Source organism: Nocardia sp. NPDC006630 (assembly GCF_040611495.1).
GTDB lineage: Bacteria > Actinomycetota > Actinomycetes > Mycobacteriales > Mycobacteriaceae > Nocardia.
In genome coordinates this window covers 228,343-245,704 of record NZ_JBEXOK010000008.1, presented here as the reverse complement: position 1 = coordinate 245,704, position 17,362 = coordinate 228,343, and the positions used below count along the sequence as shown (strand labels likewise).

Here is a 17,362-nt window from a genome sequence, read left to right as displayed (position 1 = left end):
GGGACATGACAGATCAATCGACGGCGGTCGAAACCGAAGGATTCCAGCGGCGAAGTCACCGCGAAATCATCACCGTGATGAGCGGGCTGATGATCGCGATGCTTCTCGCGATGCTCGACAACACCATCGTCGGTCCGGCACTGCCGACCATCGTCGGCGATCTCGGCGGATTGAAGCACCTGGCGTGGGTGCTGACCGCGTACACCCTGGCGACGGCGGTCTCCACGCCGCTATGGGGCAAACTCGGCGATCTGTTCGGCCGCAAGCCGACCTTCCTCGCCTCGATCGTGCTCTTCCTGGCGGGCTCGGCGCTCACCGGAATGTCGCAGAACATGATGGAGCTCATCGGATTTCGCGGCGTGCAGGGTTTGGGCGCCGGCGGTCTGATCGTCGGTGTCATGTCGATCCTCGGCGAGCTGATTCCGCCCGCGGAACGTGGCAAGTATCAGGGTCTGTTCATGGCGGTGATGCCGCTGGCCATGCTCGGCGGCCCGCTCATCGGCGGCTGGATCACCGATAATGCGTCGTGGCGCTGGGCGTTCTACGTGAATCTGCCCCTGGGCGCCATCGCGCTGGTCACCGTGTGGTTCACGCTGCACGTACCGCGGCGCAGCACCGGTAAGGCGAAGATCGATTGGTGGGGCGCGGGCACACTCGCGCTGTGGGCGAGTGCGCTGGTACTGCTCGGCAGCTGGGCGGGATCCCAATATGCCTGGGGCTCATGGCAGATCATCACGACCATTGTGGTGGCGATCGGTGGATTCGTGGCCTTCGTGGCCATCGAACGACGGGTCGCCGAGCCGATCATGCCCCTGCACGTCTTCACCAACCGCAACTTCTCGCTGGCGGGAGCGCTCGCCTTCATCATCGGTCTCGCGATGATGGGTTCGGCGGCCTACCTGCCGCAGTTCCAGCAGCTGGTACAGGGCGCGTCCGCCACCAACAGCGGACTTCTGTTGCTGCCCATGATGTTTCCGATGATGTTCGCGAGCGTGGCGATCGGCCAGATCACCTCCCGCACCGGTAAGGTCCGCATCTTCCCGATCATCGGCTCGGTCGTCCTCGTCGCCGGAATGGTGCTGCTGGCCCAGGTGCACACGGACACAACCAAACTCACGCTCGGACTGTTCATGGCCGTCCTCGGCCTGGGCGTCGGCGGCCTGATGCAGCCCTCGATGCTGATCGCACAGAACAGCGTCGGCCTGCGCGATATGGGTGCGGCCATGGGCGCGAGCACCTTCCTGCGAACAATGGGAATGTCCCTCGGCACAGCGGTACTCGGCACCGTGTACACCACACGCCTCACCCACGAACTCTCCGCCAAGGCAGGCGACGCCGGCTCGAAACTGATCTCCGGGGGCGCCCAGCTACCCCCGTCCATGCTGCACACCCTGCCCAAGCCCCTGCTGGACGCACTGCGCGCCGCAGTCACCCACGGCATTGTCGGAGTGTTCTGGGCGGGCGCCGCCGCCGGCGTCGTCGGCCTGGTCGTCTCGTTCTTCATCAAGGACGTGAAGCTGGTCGGATTCGCCGACGAGCCGAAGGTCGAGGAAGCCGAAAAGGTCACTGCCGGCTAGCGATCAGCCGGGCGAGAACCCCCTGGAGCAGTCTCAGTAGTCGAGGGCGTGTTCTGGTTGGCAGACGTCCAGGGGGGAGGGTAGGTAGCGGACGATGGCGTCCAGGAGTGGGGTGATGTCCTCGCTGCTGGGCGCTGCGCTGCAGAGGACGGGGACTACGTCGCCTATGCGGGTGAGGCGGCGGATGCGGCGGTGTAGTTGTTCCAGGGAGATGTTGCGGAGGGCGGGGGACGGGTCCGGGTCTGCGGTGTCCATGAGGGTTTTGGCGAGGGTGCGATACCAGTGGATCGCGACTTGCCAATGGGGGCCGTAGAATTCGGCGGCCATGGGTTCGAGTGTCCACATCGGGGGTAGGTCGATGGTGCCTTCGAAGGCGGGGCCGGTGCCGAGGGGGATTTGGAGGGTCAGCGGTACTGCGCCGCGGGTGTCGGCGATCGTTCGGAGGCAGCGGTCGAAGTCGGCGCGGGGCTGATCCAGTCCGGTCAGCAGGCACAGCCGGGCGACCTGGTGGTCGTCGGCGACTCGTAATGTCGTTTCGAGTCGGGCCATGTTGTGTGCAGCCGCGTTGACAACCGCGATCACCCCGTCGGCCACGCGAATGGATCGCTCCAGTTCTGCGGCGGGGGTGCGGCTCGAGAGCTCGGTGAGGCGGATCGTGTGTTCGATACGGCTCGCCGACCAGTGCGTGGCGGTCTGCGGGCCGGAACCGGTCCGGCCGAGCAGGCGGTGGATCAGCGGCGTCGTCTCATCGGGGTCGCCGACGATTGTGACATTGCGGATCGCCTGCGGGTCAATAGCTTTGGTGCCCATCGTGTCGAGGTACTCCAGATCGACTCAAGGATGTCAGGGCATCCTCAATTCGACTTCACCGTACCTCCGCTCGCGCGGCTCTGTGGCCGGTTTCCTTCCCAAAGTAGAACGTGTTCCTATACCGTCGGCTTTGTGCAGAAAGAACAACGGCCCGCCGTGGCAGACTGGTTCACTGCGGACGACGGTGTGGTGCGTCTGCAGGGAACTCGCTGCAATGATTGCGGCACACCGTATTTTCCGAAGAACACGCTGGCCTGCCGAAACCCGCAGTGCTCGGGCAAGAAGGACGGCTCCGAGCTCGCCGAGTACCTGTTTTCCACGCGCGGCCGGATCTGGTCGTACGCGGATGCCCGCTACAAGCCGCCGCCGCCCTATGTCTCGCCCGATCCGTTCGTGCCGTATGTCGTTGCGGCAGTGGAGCTCGAGGTCGAGCAGATGGTCGTGCTCGGGCAGGTCGTACGCGGCCTCACCGTCGATGATCTGGCCGTCGGCATGGCGGTCGAATTGACCGCCGGCGTGCTGTACGAGGACGACGAGGCAGAGCACACGGTGTGGATGTGGAGGCCGGTCAATGACTGACAGCAATCGCGATATCGCCGTCCTCGGCGCGGGCATGCACCCGTGGGGTAAGTGGGGGCGTAATTTCGTCGAATACGGGCTGGTCGCCGCGCGTGCGGCGCTGGCCGATGCCGGCGTGGACCACCGCGATGTCGGGTATATCGCCGGTGCGGACACCATCCGAAACGGCTACCCCGGCTTCGTCTCCGGCGCGACTTTCGCCCAGGCGCTGGGCTGGTCGGGTGCGCAGATCTCCAGCAGCTACGCCGCCTGCGCCTCCGGTGCGCAGGCCATCGCCAATGCCCGCGCCCAGATTCTGGCCGGGCTGTGCGAGGTGGCGCTGGTGGTCGGCGCGGACACCACCCCGAAGGGCTTCTTCCAGCCGGTCGGCGGCGAACGCCGCGACGATCCGGACTGGTTGCGCTTCCATCTGCTCGGCGCGACCAACCCCATCTACTTCGCGCTCTACGCGCGCCGCCGGATGGCGCTGCACGGCGCCACGCTCGACGATTTCGCCGCGGTCAAGGTGAAGAACGCCAAGCACGGCCTGAACAACCCGAATGCCCGCTATCGCAAAGAGGTTTCGGTCGAGGAGATCGCCGCTTCGGCGATCGTCTCGGACCCGCTGCGGCTGCTCGATATCTGCGCGACCAGTGACGGCGGCGCCGCGCTGGTGCTGACCTCGATGGACTACGCCCGTCGCCACGGCATCGCGGATCCGGTGCGCATCAAGGCGCTGTCGACCGTCACGCCGACGTTCCCGAAAACCGTCCTCGATCTGCCGGATTTCTCGACGGACTCCTCCGTGGCCGTCGAGCCGCAGTCGCGGACCTTCCGCTCCGCCATCGCGCACGCCGCGTACGAGGAGGCCGGGATCGGGCCGTCGGACCTGTCCTTCGCGGAGGTCTACGACCTGTCGACCGCGCTGGAATTGGACTGGTACGAGGATATCGGGCTCTGTGAGGCGGGCGGCGCCGAGGAGTTGTTGCGCAGCGGCGCAACAACATTGGGCGGACGCGTGCCGGTGAACCCCAGTGGCGGGCTGGCCTGTTTCGGTGAGGCGATCCCGGCGCAGGCCATCGCGCAGATCTGCGAGCTCACCTGGCAGCTGCGCGGCCAGGCCGACGGCCGTCAGGTAGCGGGCGCCAGCGCGGGTATTGCCGTGAATCAGGGCCTTTTCGGTCATGGATCGGCAATCATCGCCACTCGCTGAACAAGCTCTGTATTCCGAGCACCCGGGCTTTTGCCCGGGTGCTCGTTCTATTTCACCGACTTCGGATTAGCTGGCTGATTCCTACCCGAAGCTCCATGGCCCGGAGTTAGAGTTGCACTGCGCTACATGACCACGTTCCGCGCTGGACGGAGAGTTATGGGACACCGGACGAGTATCGCAATATTGGTCGCGACCGCGGGTTTGTTCATCGCCGCGGGCTGCGGTACTTCCTCGGACTCCGGTAGTAGTGCCACCAGCACCTCGGCAGGGGCCGAGCCCGCGTACGTCGCCGCTATCACGCCGATAATTTCCAAGCTGATGAGGGACAACGTCATTCCGGGCGCGGTGGTGGTCGTCAAATCCCCGAAGCAGGGCGACTGGACCGGAACCTTCGGCACCCGAGCCATCGGCACCACCGACCCCATCCGGGCGGACGACTACTTCCGCATCGCCAGCAATACCAAGACCATGACGTCGACGGTCATTCTGCAACTGGTGCAGGAGGGCAGGCTCGCCCTCGATGATCCGATTGCCAAGTACTTGCCCGGTGTGCCGAACGGCGATCAGATCACCATTGCCCAGCTCGCCGAAATGCGAAGCGGGCTCTACAGTTACACGGCCGACCGGCAATTCAACGCCTCGCTCGACAGTGACCCGAACAAGGTGTGGACGCCACAGGAGTTACTGGCGATCGCGTTCTCGCATCCGGTCAATTTTCCGCCCGGCGAGAAATTCGACTACTGCAATACGAACTACATCCTGCTCGGCCTGGTCATCGAGAAGATCACGAACATGTCGGCCGCGAAGAACTTCCAGCAGCGCATCTTCGAACCACTCAACCTGACGCACACCTCGCTGCCCGCGGCGACGGATTCCTCGATTCCGAATCCGCATCCACAGGGCTATGCGTTCGGCACCAATGTCTCCACCATCGACACCTTCGCGCTGCCGCCCGCGGAGCAGGCCGCCGCCGTCGCGGGCACGCTGAAACCCGCCGATGCGACCGATGCGAGCCCGTCGTGGACGTGGACCGCCGGTGGCGTGATCTCGACGGTCGATGACATGGCCACCTATGTCAAGGCACTCGTCCACGGTGGCCTGCTGGACCCGAAGATGCAGCAGGTGCGCATGGACAGCATCCAGCCGATCGATCCGGCCCAACCGGAGGTCGCCGGATACGGTCTCGGCATTGTCCGATTCGGTACGCATCTCATCGGACACGACGGGCAGATCCCCGGGTACATGACCGTCATGACCAATGACCCCGACTCGGATCTCACGATTGTGGTCGCCACGAATCTCGCGACGGTGCCCTCGGGCGAGGGGTCGGCCGTGACGCTGCTCAAGGGCATGATGCCGGTCTTCTACGGCGCCGATGCCCTGCCCGGCGACCCCGCCCAGCACAGTGCGGGGCCCGGCAGCGGCCCGACCACCGCCGGCCGATGACCGATACCGAGGTACTCATCGCGGGAGCCGGGCCGATCGGCCTCACCGCCGCGATCGAATTGCGCCGCCGCGGAGTGTCGTGCCGCATTGTGGACCCCTTGCTCCTACCTCCGCAGTATGCGAAAGCCGTTGGTATTCAACCCCGTACGCTCGAGATCTTCGAGGGGATGGGCATGCTGCGCGAGGTGCTGGACGCATCCATTCAGATGCGCGGCCAGATTCTCTACGTCAACGGCGCGGAGACCGGGCGGTTCGACCTGGCCTTGCCCTCGGACGTCCCGTTCGAATTCGTCGGGCTCCCGCAGTACGAGACCGAGCGGATCCTGCGCGAACGACTGACCGCACTCGGCACGACCATCGAACGCGGCACCCGAGTGTCCCGGTTCGAGCAGGACGAGGACGGCGTCCGCGCGGTGCTGTCGCGCACCGACGGCGAAGAGACGGTCCGGGCCCGCTATCTGGTCGGCTGCGACGGTGCGCACAGCACTGTCCGCAAGGGACTCGGCCTGACCTTCGGGGGTGCGGCGTTCGCCGAGCAGTACATGCTCGGCGATGTCGAACTGGATTGGTCGCTGCCGCACGGTTACGGTCTTCGTTCGACGCATCAGACCGACGGCGTCACCGACGACCTGCTGGTGTGCATTCCGCTGCCGGGCAGGCGCCGGTACCGCGTCTCGATGCTGGTGCCCCCGGAACTCGCGAGCGCACCGGCGGCGAGCAGCGACGCTATCGAGCACGGCTTCGAATCCGGGGGGCCGCAGCCGAAACTGTCGCATCTGCAAGCCGTGCTGGACAGGCTCGCCCCCGAGCCGGCGCGCGCATCGCAGCTGCGGTGGTCCTCGGTATTCCGGGTCAGTCATCGCATCGTCGATTCCTACAGTCGCGGTGCGGTTTTCGTCGCCGGCGATGCCGCGCACATTCATCCGCCGACCGGTGCGCAGGGCATGAATACCGGCATCCAGGATGCGCACAATCTCGCATGGAAGCTCGCCCTCGCCGTGGCGGGCATTGCGGCCACGGGCCTGACGGCCAGTTATGACGCCGAACGCAGACCTGTCGGCGAAGAGGTGGTCGGCCGCACCGTGCGCAGCGCCCGGGAAGGCATCGGCGCGGATTCGGCGGATCCGGACTATGTGATCCGGCGCGAAGCCCAGCTGCTGATCGATTACGGGGACAGTCCGATCGTCGCCGGGGCCGACGCCGGTCAGTTGCGGCCCCGGGCAGGCACCCGGGCGCCCGATGCCCGTGGTCTCACCCGGGACGCCGTCAGCTTCGACCTGCGCTTGTTCTCGCTCCTCGGGCGGCTCGACCACACGATCCTGCTCTACGCGGACGAAACCACCACCCGGCCCGTGCTGCGCGAGTTGGAGCGACTTGCCGAAGTCGCGGTCGCGGCGGCATACGGTCATCTCGACGCATATCTCATCGCCGACCCGAAAGCCGATGTCGCCGAGACGATTCTGCCGCTCGTCCGCGATACCGCGGGCGATTTCGCCCGCAGCTATCGAGCACTGCACCGCTCGGTCTTCGTCATTCGGCCCGACGGCTATCTCGGATTCGCACAGCGCGCGACGCACGAATCCGAAGTCGTCGAATACCTGAAATCGACATTCCGCTGATCGGCCGCACCCGCGGTTCTGTGCACATTGCCAATCGAACCTGCTGGTTCCTGTCGTTTTGTGGCTACCGGTACTCGGGCGGCGCTGGAATCGTTCATCCGCATGAACACCGTTGTTCTTTCGATGAACCGTGCCGCCGTGCGGCGCCGCTGGATCGGCGTGCTGGCGCTTGCCACCCTTGTCGCTACGACCTTCACCAGCGTGGGTCCGGCGGCCGCGGCTCCGGAGAGCGCGGCGTCGGATCGGCAGGAGCAGGAGCTGGCGGCGCGCAATGGAATTGTGGTGTCGTACGTCAGTCTCGCACTGCCGTTACCCGCCGGGGCGCCCGCGCATCCGGCCGCGTGCGACCGTGTGGGCTTCGTGCGGTATCGATCCGCGGACGGTCCGCAGAACTCCGCCGATGCCGACCACGTGGTCATCCAGCAGCAGGGCTTGGGCGGTGGCACAGCCAATTCCGACAGTGTCGCGTTCAATACGGTGCAGTCGGCCCGGGCGATGGGGCAGCACATCGAATTCTGGGCGCTGGCGCGCCGCAGTGCCTGCCTGGATGAAATGACCGGATTCGATTACGCATTGCGGACCGGCAACTATCTCGATGCCGCCGACTACTACTTCAACGGCAAATCGATTGACGGGCAGACCTTTCCGGGATTCAAGTCCTCCGCCGATCTGCCGGTGCTGGACTTCATGGGCCTGGAGCGGGTCGTGCGCGATCAGTACGAGATCATGCTGCACGAGATTCCCGATCAGGCGCGCCGCCAGCAGAAGTTCGTGTGCACGGGCATCTCCCTCGGCGGTCTGGTCACCGGATTCTTCTCCGATTGGGATTTCGACGGTGCGTCAGGTGCCGACCAGTGCGCCGCCTTCGCCGCCCAGGACTCGATGATCAGCTCGGATCCGGTGGCGATCCAGAACACTCCGGTGCTGCATGCCCTGACCGATGCCATTGTCGGGCCTGCGGATGGCGTGGTGCAGGCGGGATTTCGCGCCGGGGTGATGCCCCGTATCTTCGGCCCGGTTCCGGTGCTGGGCACCAAGGCCTTCCTGCTGCTGCGGCTGGCCGGGCTGGCGGCGCATCTCGATCCGGACGGTGAGAGTCAGCTATTGGCGCATCTGCCACACGATTTCGAGATCGATTCGACGCTGAACTATCTTTTCGCTCCCACCTATGCGGCGTTCATGACCAACGGCGCCGACGGCAGCGGATCCATCCGCGACTACCGCTTCACCAATACCGCCCTGCTCGGTGTGCTGATCGACAACAATTCGAGCAACTTCTCGCTCTTCCAGCAGGGGGTGGGTGCGCTGGCCGGCGGGCCGGTGCAGGACAAGAGTTTCCCGAATCCGGGCGAGCTCACCCAGTTGCCGCTGCTGGGCAGCTATCTGCGGATCAGCGCCGGAAATCAGACCCGTGTCGCGCCGGCCGATCGGACGGCGCTGTACACCTGGCGAAACTATGACGATGTGCGCGGTGTGCCCTTCACCAGCCCCGGCCATGAGGTCGCTGACATTCGCGACGTCGCACGGCAATTGTCGACCGGATCACCGGATGCGTACTGGGAGACCTACTTTCCGCTCCGGCTGGTTGTCGATATCGGCGCGGGCTACGGGGGCGCCCGCAGTGGTGAGATGGCCGGTTTGAAATATCACGGGATGAGCCGCACCAAGCCGAATTTCGTGGCGTTCGCCGGTGACAGTCCGGTGCAGGCCAGCGCCGGAACCCTGTTCCCGCCACCGGCTTCGGCCCGCGTGGTGACGCTGCCGGGCTATGACCACATCGATACGATCGGCGCCGCGGCGATCCAGAACGACGGTCAGCCGGACTACAGCGGACAGCAGCTGGCACAGTTCGTCGGGAGCCTCGGATGATCGGGCGTCGTGCCGGAAGTCTGCTGGTGGCAACGCTTGCGGGTATCGCCGCCGCTGCGGTGCCGTTCGCCTCGGCCGAGCCCGCTCGGCCCGGGGTTCCGGATCAGGAGATTGTCACGCCGATCACGGGCGATCCGGGTCTCGGGGACGATGTGCAGGCCACGTATGTGCGCCTGCACTATCCGAGCCCGTTCTCCACGATGGCTCATCCGGAGGCCTGCGACTGGATCTCCTATGTGCGATACCGGTCTACAGCGGGACCGGCGGCCACTGCGGACGCCGACGCGGTGCTGACCGTTCAGCCCGGAACCTTTTCCAGCGCGGCGAATCTCGATATCCAGGCTCCACAGGTGGTGCGCAAGGCCGCCGCCCAGGGCAAACATGTCGAGTACATCGCGCTGGTCCGGCGCAGCAGCTGCGCGGAGGACCGCACCGGCTGGCAGGCCGCGCAGCAGGCCGGTGACTACCATGTCGCCGCCGACTACTACTTCCACGACAAGCCCGTGAACGGGCAGACCTACCACTATCAGACGCCGCAGGATCTGGCGTTCCTGGGCGAGTACGGGCTGTCGCTGGTGCTCGACGACTGGCGTGCCGTGATCGAACATCTGCTGCCCGATCCGGGGCAGCGGACCAAGATGTTCTGTGGCGGACACTCTTTGGGCGCGTTCCTCACCGGGCCGATGATGGCCTGGAACTTCGCGGGCGACCCGGCTGCCGCCGACTACGCCGGATTCAATCTGTGCGGCGGCGGGATCATTCCGGAGGACGGATTCGCCATGACCGATCCGGCCGGGTTGTCCGGCACCGGTCTGCTCGACCAATTCGCCTCCGCCGCCGGGGGAGCGGTGAAGAACATGATCAATGCGGTACTGCAGGGCGGGCTTTCGGTCGCGCAGTTCCCGGTGCTGTCGGCATCGGAGGTGCTGCATGCCTACGAGGTGGCCGCGATGGCGGCTGATCAGCAGCCGGATGCGGAAAGCGATCTGAAGACCGTCATACCGCGTGATCTGCGTACCGAACCCTGGATGCGCACGTTCTATGGCAAGGACTATCTGGACCTGTTCACCGGCGCCAATCTGCCGAGTGACTTCCGGCTGACGAATACCGCCGCTCTGGCAATGGATTTCGATCAGAACTCCGCCGAGTACGTCCTGCAGGCCGGTCTCGGGTTCTATGACTGCCCGGTGGCCGGGAAGACCTATCCCGTCCCGAACGGCCTTGCCTCCGTGCCGATTCTGGGTCCGACGCTGTTCGTCATCCCGATGCGGGTCGGCTACGGGCAGAACTACACGCCCGCCGCTCACGATCAGTTGTGCGGGTGGCGCAATTACGATCAGGTCTGGCCCTCCGGCATCGACGCACCCGGCATCGGTCACGGTCCGCCGACCGATAGTGATCACGAGGTCACCGACGTCCGGCAGTTCGCGCACGCGATGAATCCGGGATGGCAGCCGGCAAGCTACTTCGAGGAGTACACCTCGTTCCGGCTGATCACCGATATGGTCTTCGCTCTCGGGCTGGGTCGCGATGGTGATCTCGCCAATCTGCAGTACCGCTCCGGCGGCATCCTGAACTTCCTGCTGCACGGTGACCGCTGGCAGAGCACTCCCGCCGGACGCCGGAATCTGACGCTGCTGTCGGGGGATTCGCCGGTCCAGAATGCCGGGCTCGGCGGTCTGCTCCCGTACAACGCGAAATACATTCCGGGATACCGGCATTACGACGTCGTCACCGCGGCCGAGAAGCAGAACAACGGTCTTCCGGAGCCCGCGAGTTCGTATATCGCCGCGTTCATGACCCAGCCCACGGGCTGAATTATGGTGCGCCGCACTATGGCCCGGAACCCTCACTCTCTTTCCCGATGGAGCAATTGATGCACACCAGGAGTCACGTCCTGCGCGCCGCCTCGGTCTTCGCGGTCACCGTTTCGGCGTGTGGCGCGATATCGATGGAACCTGCGGTGGCGCAGGACAATACAGCTACCTGGTATGTCGAGGCGGGCGCGGCTCCGGGTGGCGTCGGCAGTATGGACGCCCCGTTCGGCTCACTGGCCGCGGTATCGGCCGCCGCCGGCACGGATGACACCATCCTGGTGCTGCCGGCGGCGGCGAACGTGCCGCCGCTCGATGGCGGAATCGTCTTGAAGCCCGGGCAGAAACTCATCGGCGGTGGCCCCGCGGTGCGGGGCAGTGCGCCCGGCGCCGCCCTGCCGCGCCTGACCAATACCACCACCGCCGGAAACGGTGATGCGGTCGAATTGGCCCGTGGCAGCGAGGTGCGCAATCTTGTCATCACCGGCGCGCTGCGGGGTGGCATCTACGGTTCGGATGCCGTGGATTCGGTGGTCGCGGGCAATGATGTGTCCGCTACGAATCAGCGCTGTGCGGACGGCTTCATGATCGGACCGTTCACTCTGCCGCCCTCGATCGCAGTAGGGGTGACGGCGCCTCCGCTGCCCGATTTCATCACGCTGAACAATGGCTGGGCGGCCATTATGACCGACTTCTCGACGGCGGCGGGCGCGGTGCGGATCGAGAACAACACCGTCCACGACACCGCCTGCGGTGACGGCATCGACGTGCGAGCCACCGGCACGAGCAAACTGACCGCTCAGGTCGAGGGGAATGCACTGCGGGACATCAACCTCGGCCTGGCGAAGCTGTCGGTGCTCGCGATCGGTGTACAGGCCGCGGATTCGGCGGATCTGACCGCGGCGCTCGACGGCAATTCGCAGACCGATATCGCCTCACCGGCGACGTCACCGCTCAATAGTCTCGCGGACAGCGAGGGACTGTTCATCAACCCGCTGGGGCGGGCTCGGATGCGAGTCACCGTCTCCGACAACCAATTCCGCAATGGCGGCGGGCATTTCTCGGCCAACGGGCTGGAGTACGTCACCACCAGTGGCACGCCCGACAGTGAAGTCACGGTCACCGACAGCGATTTCGATACGGTCACCGGTGACGTCATCGAGAATTACAACCTCAGCACCGACGGCGCTCGCCACTCACTGAGTCTGGATCATGTCCGGGCGCTCAATTCGGTGTTCCCGGGGGCCGCGCTCAATCCGATCGTCCCGGCGAATCTCGGAACATGCCTGGTCACAACGAATTTCGGCCGCACCGGTCACACTCACCTCAGTGTCGCGAACTCCGACTTCGCGAATTGCAGTGCGGACGGCATCGGCCTGATCGCGTTCACTCCGCAAGGCTCCGAACCCTCCACTGCGGCATTGACGTTCGATATCCGCGACACCTCGGTCAGCTCCACCGCTGCCAACGGAATAAATATTGCCAATGTCGGCGACACGGCGGTGCTGGAGGGGAGCGTCGCGCGAACCACCGTTGCCGGTGCGCAACAGGTGCTGGTGCGGGTCAGTAATCGGGACGGGACGATCGGCAGCGCCGCAATCGATTTCGGAGGCGGCTCGCTGGGCAGTGCCGGGATGAATTGCCTCGCTGCGGGCGGTTCGCAAGTGGACGTGTCCGGCATGCCACTGGTTGCGCGGGACAATTGGTGGGGTCGCCCGGAGGGCCCGAACCGGCCCCAGGAGGCCGCCGACGCCGGTCACCCGCTGGCGGCTGCCCCGCGCGCCGGTTGCTGATTCAGCAGTGCACGGTGCCGTCCGCGCCGCGGTTCTCGCCTCCGATGCCGACGATGGCGAGGTGCACATCGGTCGGCACGTAGGTGCTGTCGGAACCGTCTGCCGGAGTGGTGTTTCCGGTGTACAGCGTGATCGAGACCTTATCGGGATCGGCCCATGTCGGCTGGGTCTGGCGGACCGCGGCGGCGGCCGCGTCGGAGTGGTAGACGACCGTATGGCATGAGCCGTTCGGGTACGCCGCGGTGGTATCGACGCCGTCATAGGTGCCGATCTGCTGGATATCGGCGGGCAGCAGCGCCGTGGCGGCCGCCAGCGCTCCCGCGGCATCCTGATGCGGGTTGAAGTAGACGTCGGCGCTGACTATCGACCCGTTCCAAGCATTCGCGATCGGGGCGATCGGATCCTGGGCGCAGGCGAGGGCGGCCCCCGGCAATCGCCAGGCGTCCTGCGAGTTCAGCTGGTTTTCACCCTCTGCCACACAGTCATTCGAGGTGTCGGGAGCGAATGTCTGCCGCCAGTAGTCGACCGGGCTCAGGATTCCGCGCACCGCATTCGGCGCCGGCTGGGAGATCGCGGTCGCGGGGTCGGAGGTCGTCTGACTCGATGCGGGCACGGTGTCCGCACTCGTCGGCAGGGCAGCTGCCGTTGTCGAAGCGGTAGAAGGCGATTGGCTGGAGGGCAGCATGATGACCGCGCCGATGAACATCAGCGAAGCGACTACCAGCAGCGCTACCGCTGCCTTCTTGTCATTGATTCGGAACGTTTTTATATGACCCTGAAACAGTGCGATGAACCCGACTACGAAAGCGAACATACTCACAATCACCAAAAGTGCACCAAGGATTGCCAACTCGGACTCCTTTCGCATCGCGTCCACCAGCCCGGAGCCGGCGCACTGCGGCACAGTATTGCGCATGGCCGGCGCCGTAGGTCGGCATAATCTGGTACGCGTCCGAGTTGTCGGGAATTCCGCATTGCGTGGGTCCTGCTGGAAGATTGCCGGTTTCGTGGCGACCTCGGTCAGCGCCTGACGAAATCGGCCGGGTGGCTGACCGTTCCGGCCTTCGGTATCGGCCGAACCGCGTTTCCGGCGTTCACTTTCAGCAGGTCGCGACAGCGGCCACCGGATGATTCCGCTGGAAGGAAACGACAATGACCGAGTATGTGACGCTCGAGCACGGACGGCTGGCCTGCGATGTGGCGGGTGCGGGGCCGCTGGTGGTGCTCTCGCACGGTATGGGCACCGTGCGACAGGATTTCCGCCATCTCGTCGGGCCGCTGGTCGACGCGGGCTACCGGGTGGTCAATGTGGATATGCGCGGGCACGGGGAGTCCAGTCTCGACTGGCCGTCGGTGACCGGGAAGGCCGCCATCAGCCGTACCGATGTGGCGGGGGATCTGCTGGGTGTGATCCGGCACTTCGGCGGTCCGGCGGTGATCCTGGGACATTCGCTGTCGGGTGGCTCGGCGACGATCGCGGCGGCGCAGGCTCCGGAACTGGTGAGCGCGATCGTCGAGATCGAACCCTTCACCCTCACCCAGAGTCTGCATATCGGAGCGCTTTTCACCCGCCGCCGGTATCGCCGCGGCATGGTCCGCCTCGCGCTCACCGCAATGCTGAATTCGCTGAATTGGTGGCGGCGGTATCTGGACGTCGCCTATCCGACCAAGCCCGCCGACTTCGGCGAGTATCTCGCCGGACTCGAGAACACGCTGCGGCAGCCGGGGCGCTGGGCGGAATTCATGAAAACCCAGAAGACCACCCCTGCGGATGCGCAGGCCCGGCTGGCGGACGTCCGCTGTCCCGCCCTGGTGATCATGGGTTCGGCGGAGCCGGATTGGGCCGATCCCGAGGCCGAGGCGAATGCGATCGTGGCCGCCATGCCGGAGGGTGTGGGCCGGGTCGTGATGGTCGACAACGGCGGGCACTATCCGCACGCTCAGTTCGCGGATCGGATTGCCGCGGTGGTGATCCCATTCCTCGAACAGCATGTGGTGCGTGAGCAGACGGCCGTCACGGTCATGCGCTGACCATGGCGGACATGCGGCCCGGCTGCGATGATGGCGGCATGCCCGCGCCGCGCACCATTGTTTTTGTCGCCTACCAGGGGATGCAACTGGTCGAATTGGCCGGGCCGATGGATGTTTTCGGGTTTGTCAACGCGCTCGCCGAGGATGAGGTGTACCGGCTCGTCACGGCCTCGCCGGCGGGCCGGTCGATCACGGCGGACGGCGGTTTGACCATTGCGGTCGAGCATTCACTGCATGATCTGGCCGCCTCCGCCGAGGAGATCGACACCCTGCTGGTCGTCGGCGGCTGGATCACCGGGCCGGTGTCGGCCGAGGTGGTCCGCGAATTGCCCGCCCTGGCCCGCAAATCCCGCCGCGTGACCTCGGTGTGCTCCGGTGCGCTGCTGCTCGCCGCCGCCGGCCTGCTCGACGGCTACCGGGCCACCACCCACTGGGGCACAACGGATCGGCTGGCGCGCACCTATCCGCGTGTCACCGTCGAGCCCGACCGCATCTTCGTTCACGACCGCAATCGCTGGACCTCCGCCGGCGTCGCCGCGGGCATCGACCTGGCCCTGGCTCTCGTCGAGGACGATCACGGCAGGGAGAAGGCTCAGGAGATCGCCCGCGCCTTCGTCGTCTTCACCCGCCGCTCCGGCGGCCAAGCCCAATTCAGCGCCCAGATGCGCGCCCAGCCCGCCCGCACCCCCGCCATCCGCGCCGTCCAGCAGTGGCTCCCCGACCACCTGGCCGACAACCTGGCAGTCTCCACCCTGGCCGCGCGCGCCGGTATGAGCGAACGCCACTTCGCCCGCGCCTTCCGCGCCGAAACCGGCACCACCCCAGCCACATTCGTCGAAGACCTCCGCATAGAAGCCGCCCGCAGCCTCCTCGAATCCACCGACCTCACCATCACCGCCATAGCCCGCGCCGTAGGCTACCGCCACCCCGAAACCCTCCACCGCCTCTTCACCCGCCGCCTCTCCACCACCCCCGAGCGCTACCGCCGCCACTTCGCCACCGGCACAGCTCCCAGCGAGACGGCCTCATAGGCCAGACACACGACCGGCTTCACACTCGCGGCCGCGAGCGCGCGCAGCGTGTCGGCGTGGACTTCGTGGAGCGCCTCCGAATCAATCTCCCATCCGTCGTCGCCGACCAGTCCCCATGACCCATCTTGGTGTTGGAGGAGGCGCACGCCGTCGTCTGGAGCCAGCGCCATTTTCCGAGCGTCCTCATCATCGTGTCGTGTGGGGATGTCCACGAGCCGCCCTTTCGGTAGTGCGGTTGGGGAGGAACCACCACCGGGGATCGAGCGGGGCACGGCAGCTACCCGGCGATGGGGCCGAAAACAACGCTATCCGTGCGTGTTTGGCCCGGTAACCGCCTTGCCGTCCACAACCGTCCACAAGGACCACATCCCGCGCCTATCGTGTCTTTCATGAACCCCGGAGACCTGAACTCCGCGATCTCGGGTGCCCGGCTGCGGGCGGCTCGGGAGGCAGCGGGGCTCAGTTTGTCCGCCCTGGCGGCGCGTACGCATTACAGCAAGGCGCTGCTCGGGATGCTGGAAACCGGGCAGCGCCAGGTCTGGCCCGAGCATGTCAGTGCCTACGCCGATGCGCTGGGGATCGGGTGCGCCCTGTTCGTCGAACCCTCCGATGGTGAACAAGCAGCGGCCGAATGGATTGAGCGGGTTGCGTTGTCGGACATCGGAGGTGATGCGCTGGACCGCCTGGAGTTGGCGGTGGACGATCTGGCGGCAGCGTATCCAACGACTCCTCCAGGTGAATTGCTGGTTCGTATCCGGCAGCATCTCGGCTATGCCGGACGCTTGATGGACAGCCGCAAGACGCTGACCCAGCATCGCCGTCTGCTCGTCACGGTCGGCTGGCTCTCGCTGCTGGCGAGCACCTGCCATATCGACCTGGGGGAGTTGCCGGCCGCGGCGGCGCGCGGTCACCTGGCGTGGAAGCTCGCAGACGAAGCGGGGCATCGCGAGATAGCGGCGTGGTGCCTCGAAACACGGGCATGGCAACAGCTCACGGGAGGTGGCTTCGCGGCGGCGGCGGAGCTGTCCCGCGCCGCGCAGGTCATTGCTCCCGACGACAGCTCGGCGTTCATACAGGCGACTGCTCAGGAGGGCCGCGCTCTGGCGCGGCTCGGCGACCGCGAGGGCACATATGGTGCGTTGCGCAGAGTCGCCAGGCTGGTGTCCGGGCTGAACGTTCCGGATCGGCCAGAGCATCACTTCCGGTATGACCCCGCAAAGTCGGATGCCTACGTCGCCACCACGCTGGCGTGGCTCGGCGATCCTGCGGCCGAGTCCTACGCCCGGCATGTTCTCGCCGATCTCGCAGGCGCTGCGTTTGTACGTCCACGTCGAATCGCTTCGGCGAACCTGGATTTGGGCCTGGCCCTCGTCGTAGCGGACAAGCCCGACGAAGCCGCCGACGTGGCTCTGACTGCGGTGGAATCCGGGCGTCTGGTTCCGTCGAACTACTGGCGGGTGGCCGAGGTGGTCTCCGGTATCGAAGGCCGCGGGGTAGCCGACGCGGCGATTGTTCGGGAAGCGTTCCGCGACATCTACCCGTCCACCTAGGGCGAGCTTGACATACCGGCCGCGCGGTTGTGTAACAGGAGGCTTGCCGCG

General features: G+C 65.9%; 13 protein-coding genes. 11 read left to right on the top strand and 2 right to left on the bottom strand.

From position 1 onward, the window contains the following. Positions 1 to 5 precede the first annotated feature (5 nt). Positions 6 to 1,577, top strand: coding sequence for an MDR family MFS transporter (locus ABZX86_RS24895; RefSeq protein ID WP_355127073.1), 1,572 nt, complete (start codon positions 6 to 8; stop codon positions 1,575 to 1,577). 33 nt (positions 1,578 to 1,610) lie between these two features. On the opposite strand, the gene ABZX86_RS24890 is transcribed toward ABZX86_RS24895, so the two are convergent. Further along, on the bottom strand, positions 1,611 to 2,387 hold the full coding sequence (locus tag ABZX86_RS24890; protein WP_355127072.1) for a GTP-binding protein: 777 nt from the start codon (positions 2,385 to 2,387) through the stop codon (positions 1,611 to 1,613). 132 nt (positions 2,388 to 2,519) lie between these two features. Here ABZX86_RS24890 and ABZX86_RS24885 point away from each other — a divergent pair, with 132 nt between their 5' ends. The 7 genes from ABZX86_RS24885 (at position 2,520) to ABZX86_RS24855 (ending at position 12,699) form a co-directional block, all read left to right on the top strand. Next, the gene (locus ABZX86_RS24885; RefSeq protein ID WP_327141263.1) at positions 2,520 to 2,966 is read left to right on the top strand and encodes an OB-fold domain-containing protein; all 447 of its coding nucleotides are present in this window, start codon (positions 2,520 to 2,522) and stop codon (positions 2,964 to 2,966) included. After that, positions 2,959 to 4,158 carry a lipid-transfer protein gene (locus ABZX86_RS24880; protein WP_355127071.1) on the top strand — a complete coding sequence of 400 codons (1,200 nt, stop codon included), beginning with the start codon at positions 2,959 to 2,961 and terminating at the stop codon, positions 4,156 to 4,158. The genes ABZX86_RS24885 and ABZX86_RS24880 overlap by 8 nt, the downstream gene beginning before the upstream one ends. A 126-nt stretch (positions 4,159 to 4,284) precedes the next feature. After that, positions 4,285 to 5,604 carry a serine hydrolase domain-containing protein gene (locus ABZX86_RS24875; RefSeq protein ID WP_355127070.1) on the top strand — a complete coding sequence of 440 codons (1,320 nt, stop codon included), beginning with the start codon at positions 4,285 to 4,287 and terminating at the stop codon, positions 5,602 to 5,604. Continuing rightward, on the top strand, positions 5,601 to 7,223 hold the full coding sequence (locus tag ABZX86_RS24870) for an FAD-dependent monooxygenase (RefSeq protein ID WP_355127069.1): 1,623 nt from the start codon (positions 5,601 to 5,603) through the stop codon (positions 7,221 to 7,223). Before ABZX86_RS24875 ends, ABZX86_RS24870 begins: the two co-directional genes overlap by 4 nt. A 60-nt stretch (positions 7,224 to 7,283) precedes the next feature. Further along, entirely contained in the window at positions 7,284 to 9,092 is a 1,809-nt protein-coding gene (locus ABZX86_RS24865; RefSeq protein WP_355127068.1) for a hypothetical protein, read from the top strand. Continuing rightward, complete coding sequence (locus ABZX86_RS24860) at positions 9,089 to 10,909, top strand: hypothetical protein (protein ID WP_355127067.1); 1,821 nt, start codon at positions 9,089 to 9,091, stop codon at positions 10,907 to 10,909. Before ABZX86_RS24865 ends, ABZX86_RS24860 begins: the two co-directional genes overlap by 4 nt. A gap of 59 nt (positions 10,910 to 10,968) precedes the next feature. Further along, positions 10,969 to 12,699, top strand: a complete 1,731-nt coding sequence (locus ABZX86_RS24855) for a hypothetical protein (RefSeq protein ID WP_355127066.1) — start codon at positions 10,969 to 10,971, stop codon at positions 12,697 to 12,699. A gap of 1 nt (position 12,700) precedes the next feature. Here ABZX86_RS24855 and ABZX86_RS24850 read toward each other — a convergent pair whose 3' ends face one another. Beyond that, positions 12,701 to 13,513 carry a hypothetical protein gene (locus ABZX86_RS24850; protein ID WP_355127065.1) on the bottom strand — a complete coding sequence of 271 codons (813 nt, stop codon included), beginning with the start codon at positions 13,511 to 13,513 and terminating at the stop codon, positions 12,701 to 12,703. A 338-nt stretch (positions 13,514 to 13,851) separates the two neighbouring features. Between ABZX86_RS24850 and ABZX86_RS24845 the strand changes: the two genes are divergently transcribed. From ABZX86_RS24845 to ABZX86_RS24835, 3 genes are all read left to right on the top strand, one after another. Further along, positions 13,852 to 14,730: an alpha/beta hydrolase gene (locus ABZX86_RS24845; RefSeq protein ID WP_355127064.1), complete on the top strand. Its 879-nt coding sequence runs from the start codon at positions 13,852 to 13,854 to the stop codon at positions 14,728 to 14,730. A gap of 38 nt (positions 14,731 to 14,768) precedes the next feature. Beyond that, positions 14,769 to 15,761, top strand: coding sequence for a helix-turn-helix domain-containing protein (locus tag ABZX86_RS24840; RefSeq protein WP_355127063.1), 993 nt, complete (start codon positions 14,769 to 14,771; stop codon positions 15,759 to 15,761). A 389-nt stretch (positions 15,762 to 16,150) separates the two neighbouring features. Beyond that, on the top strand, positions 16,151 to 17,311 hold the full coding sequence (locus tag ABZX86_RS24835) for a helix-turn-helix transcriptional regulator (protein ID WP_355127062.1): 1,161 nt from the start codon (positions 16,151 to 16,153) through the stop codon (positions 17,309 to 17,311). Positions 17,312 to 17,362 lie beyond the last annotated feature (51 nt).

Excerpts from the sequence above, each read along its gene's own strand:
- ABZX86_RS24895 (WP_355127073.1), top strand. The coding sequence starts at position 6 with ATGACAGATCAATCGACGGCGGTCGAAACCGAAGGATTCCAGCGGCGA.
- ABZX86_RS24890 (WP_355127072.1), bottom strand. The coding sequence starts at position 2,387 with ATGGGCACCAAAGCTATTGACCCGCAGGCGATCCGCAATGTCACAATC.
- ABZX86_RS24880 (WP_355127071.1), top strand. The coding sequence starts at position 2,959 with ATGACTGACAGCAATCGCGATATCGCCGTCCTCGGCGCGGGCATGCAC.
- ABZX86_RS24875 (WP_355127070.1), top strand. The coding sequence starts at position 4,285 with ATGACCACGTTCCGCGCTGGACGGAGAGTTATGGGACACCGGACGAGT.
- ABZX86_RS24870 (WP_355127069.1), top strand. The coding sequence starts at position 5,601 with ATGACCGATACCGAGGTACTCATCGCGGGAGCCGGGCCGATCGGCCTC.
- ABZX86_RS24860 (WP_355127067.1), top strand. The coding sequence starts at position 9,089 with ATGATCGGGCGTCGTGCCGGAAGTCTGCTGGTGGCAACGCTTGCGGGT.
- ABZX86_RS24855 (WP_355127066.1), top strand. The coding sequence starts at position 10,969 with ATGCACACCAGGAGTCACGTCCTGCGCGCCGCCTCGGTCTTCGCGGTC.
- ABZX86_RS24850 (WP_355127065.1), bottom strand. The coding sequence starts at position 13,513 with ATGTTCGCTTTCGTAGTCGGGTTCATCGCACTGTTTCAGGGTCATATA.
- ABZX86_RS24845 (WP_355127064.1), top strand. The coding sequence starts at position 13,852 with ATGACCGAGTATGTGACGCTCGAGCACGGACGGCTGGCCTGCGATGTG.
- ABZX86_RS24840 (WP_355127063.1), top strand. The coding sequence starts at position 14,769 with ATGCCCGCGCCGCGCACCATTGTTTTTGTCGCCTACCAGGGGATGCAA.
- ABZX86_RS24835 (WP_355127062.1), top strand. The coding sequence starts at position 16,151 with ATGAACCCCGGAGACCTGAACTCCGCGATCTCGGGTGCCCGGCTGCGG.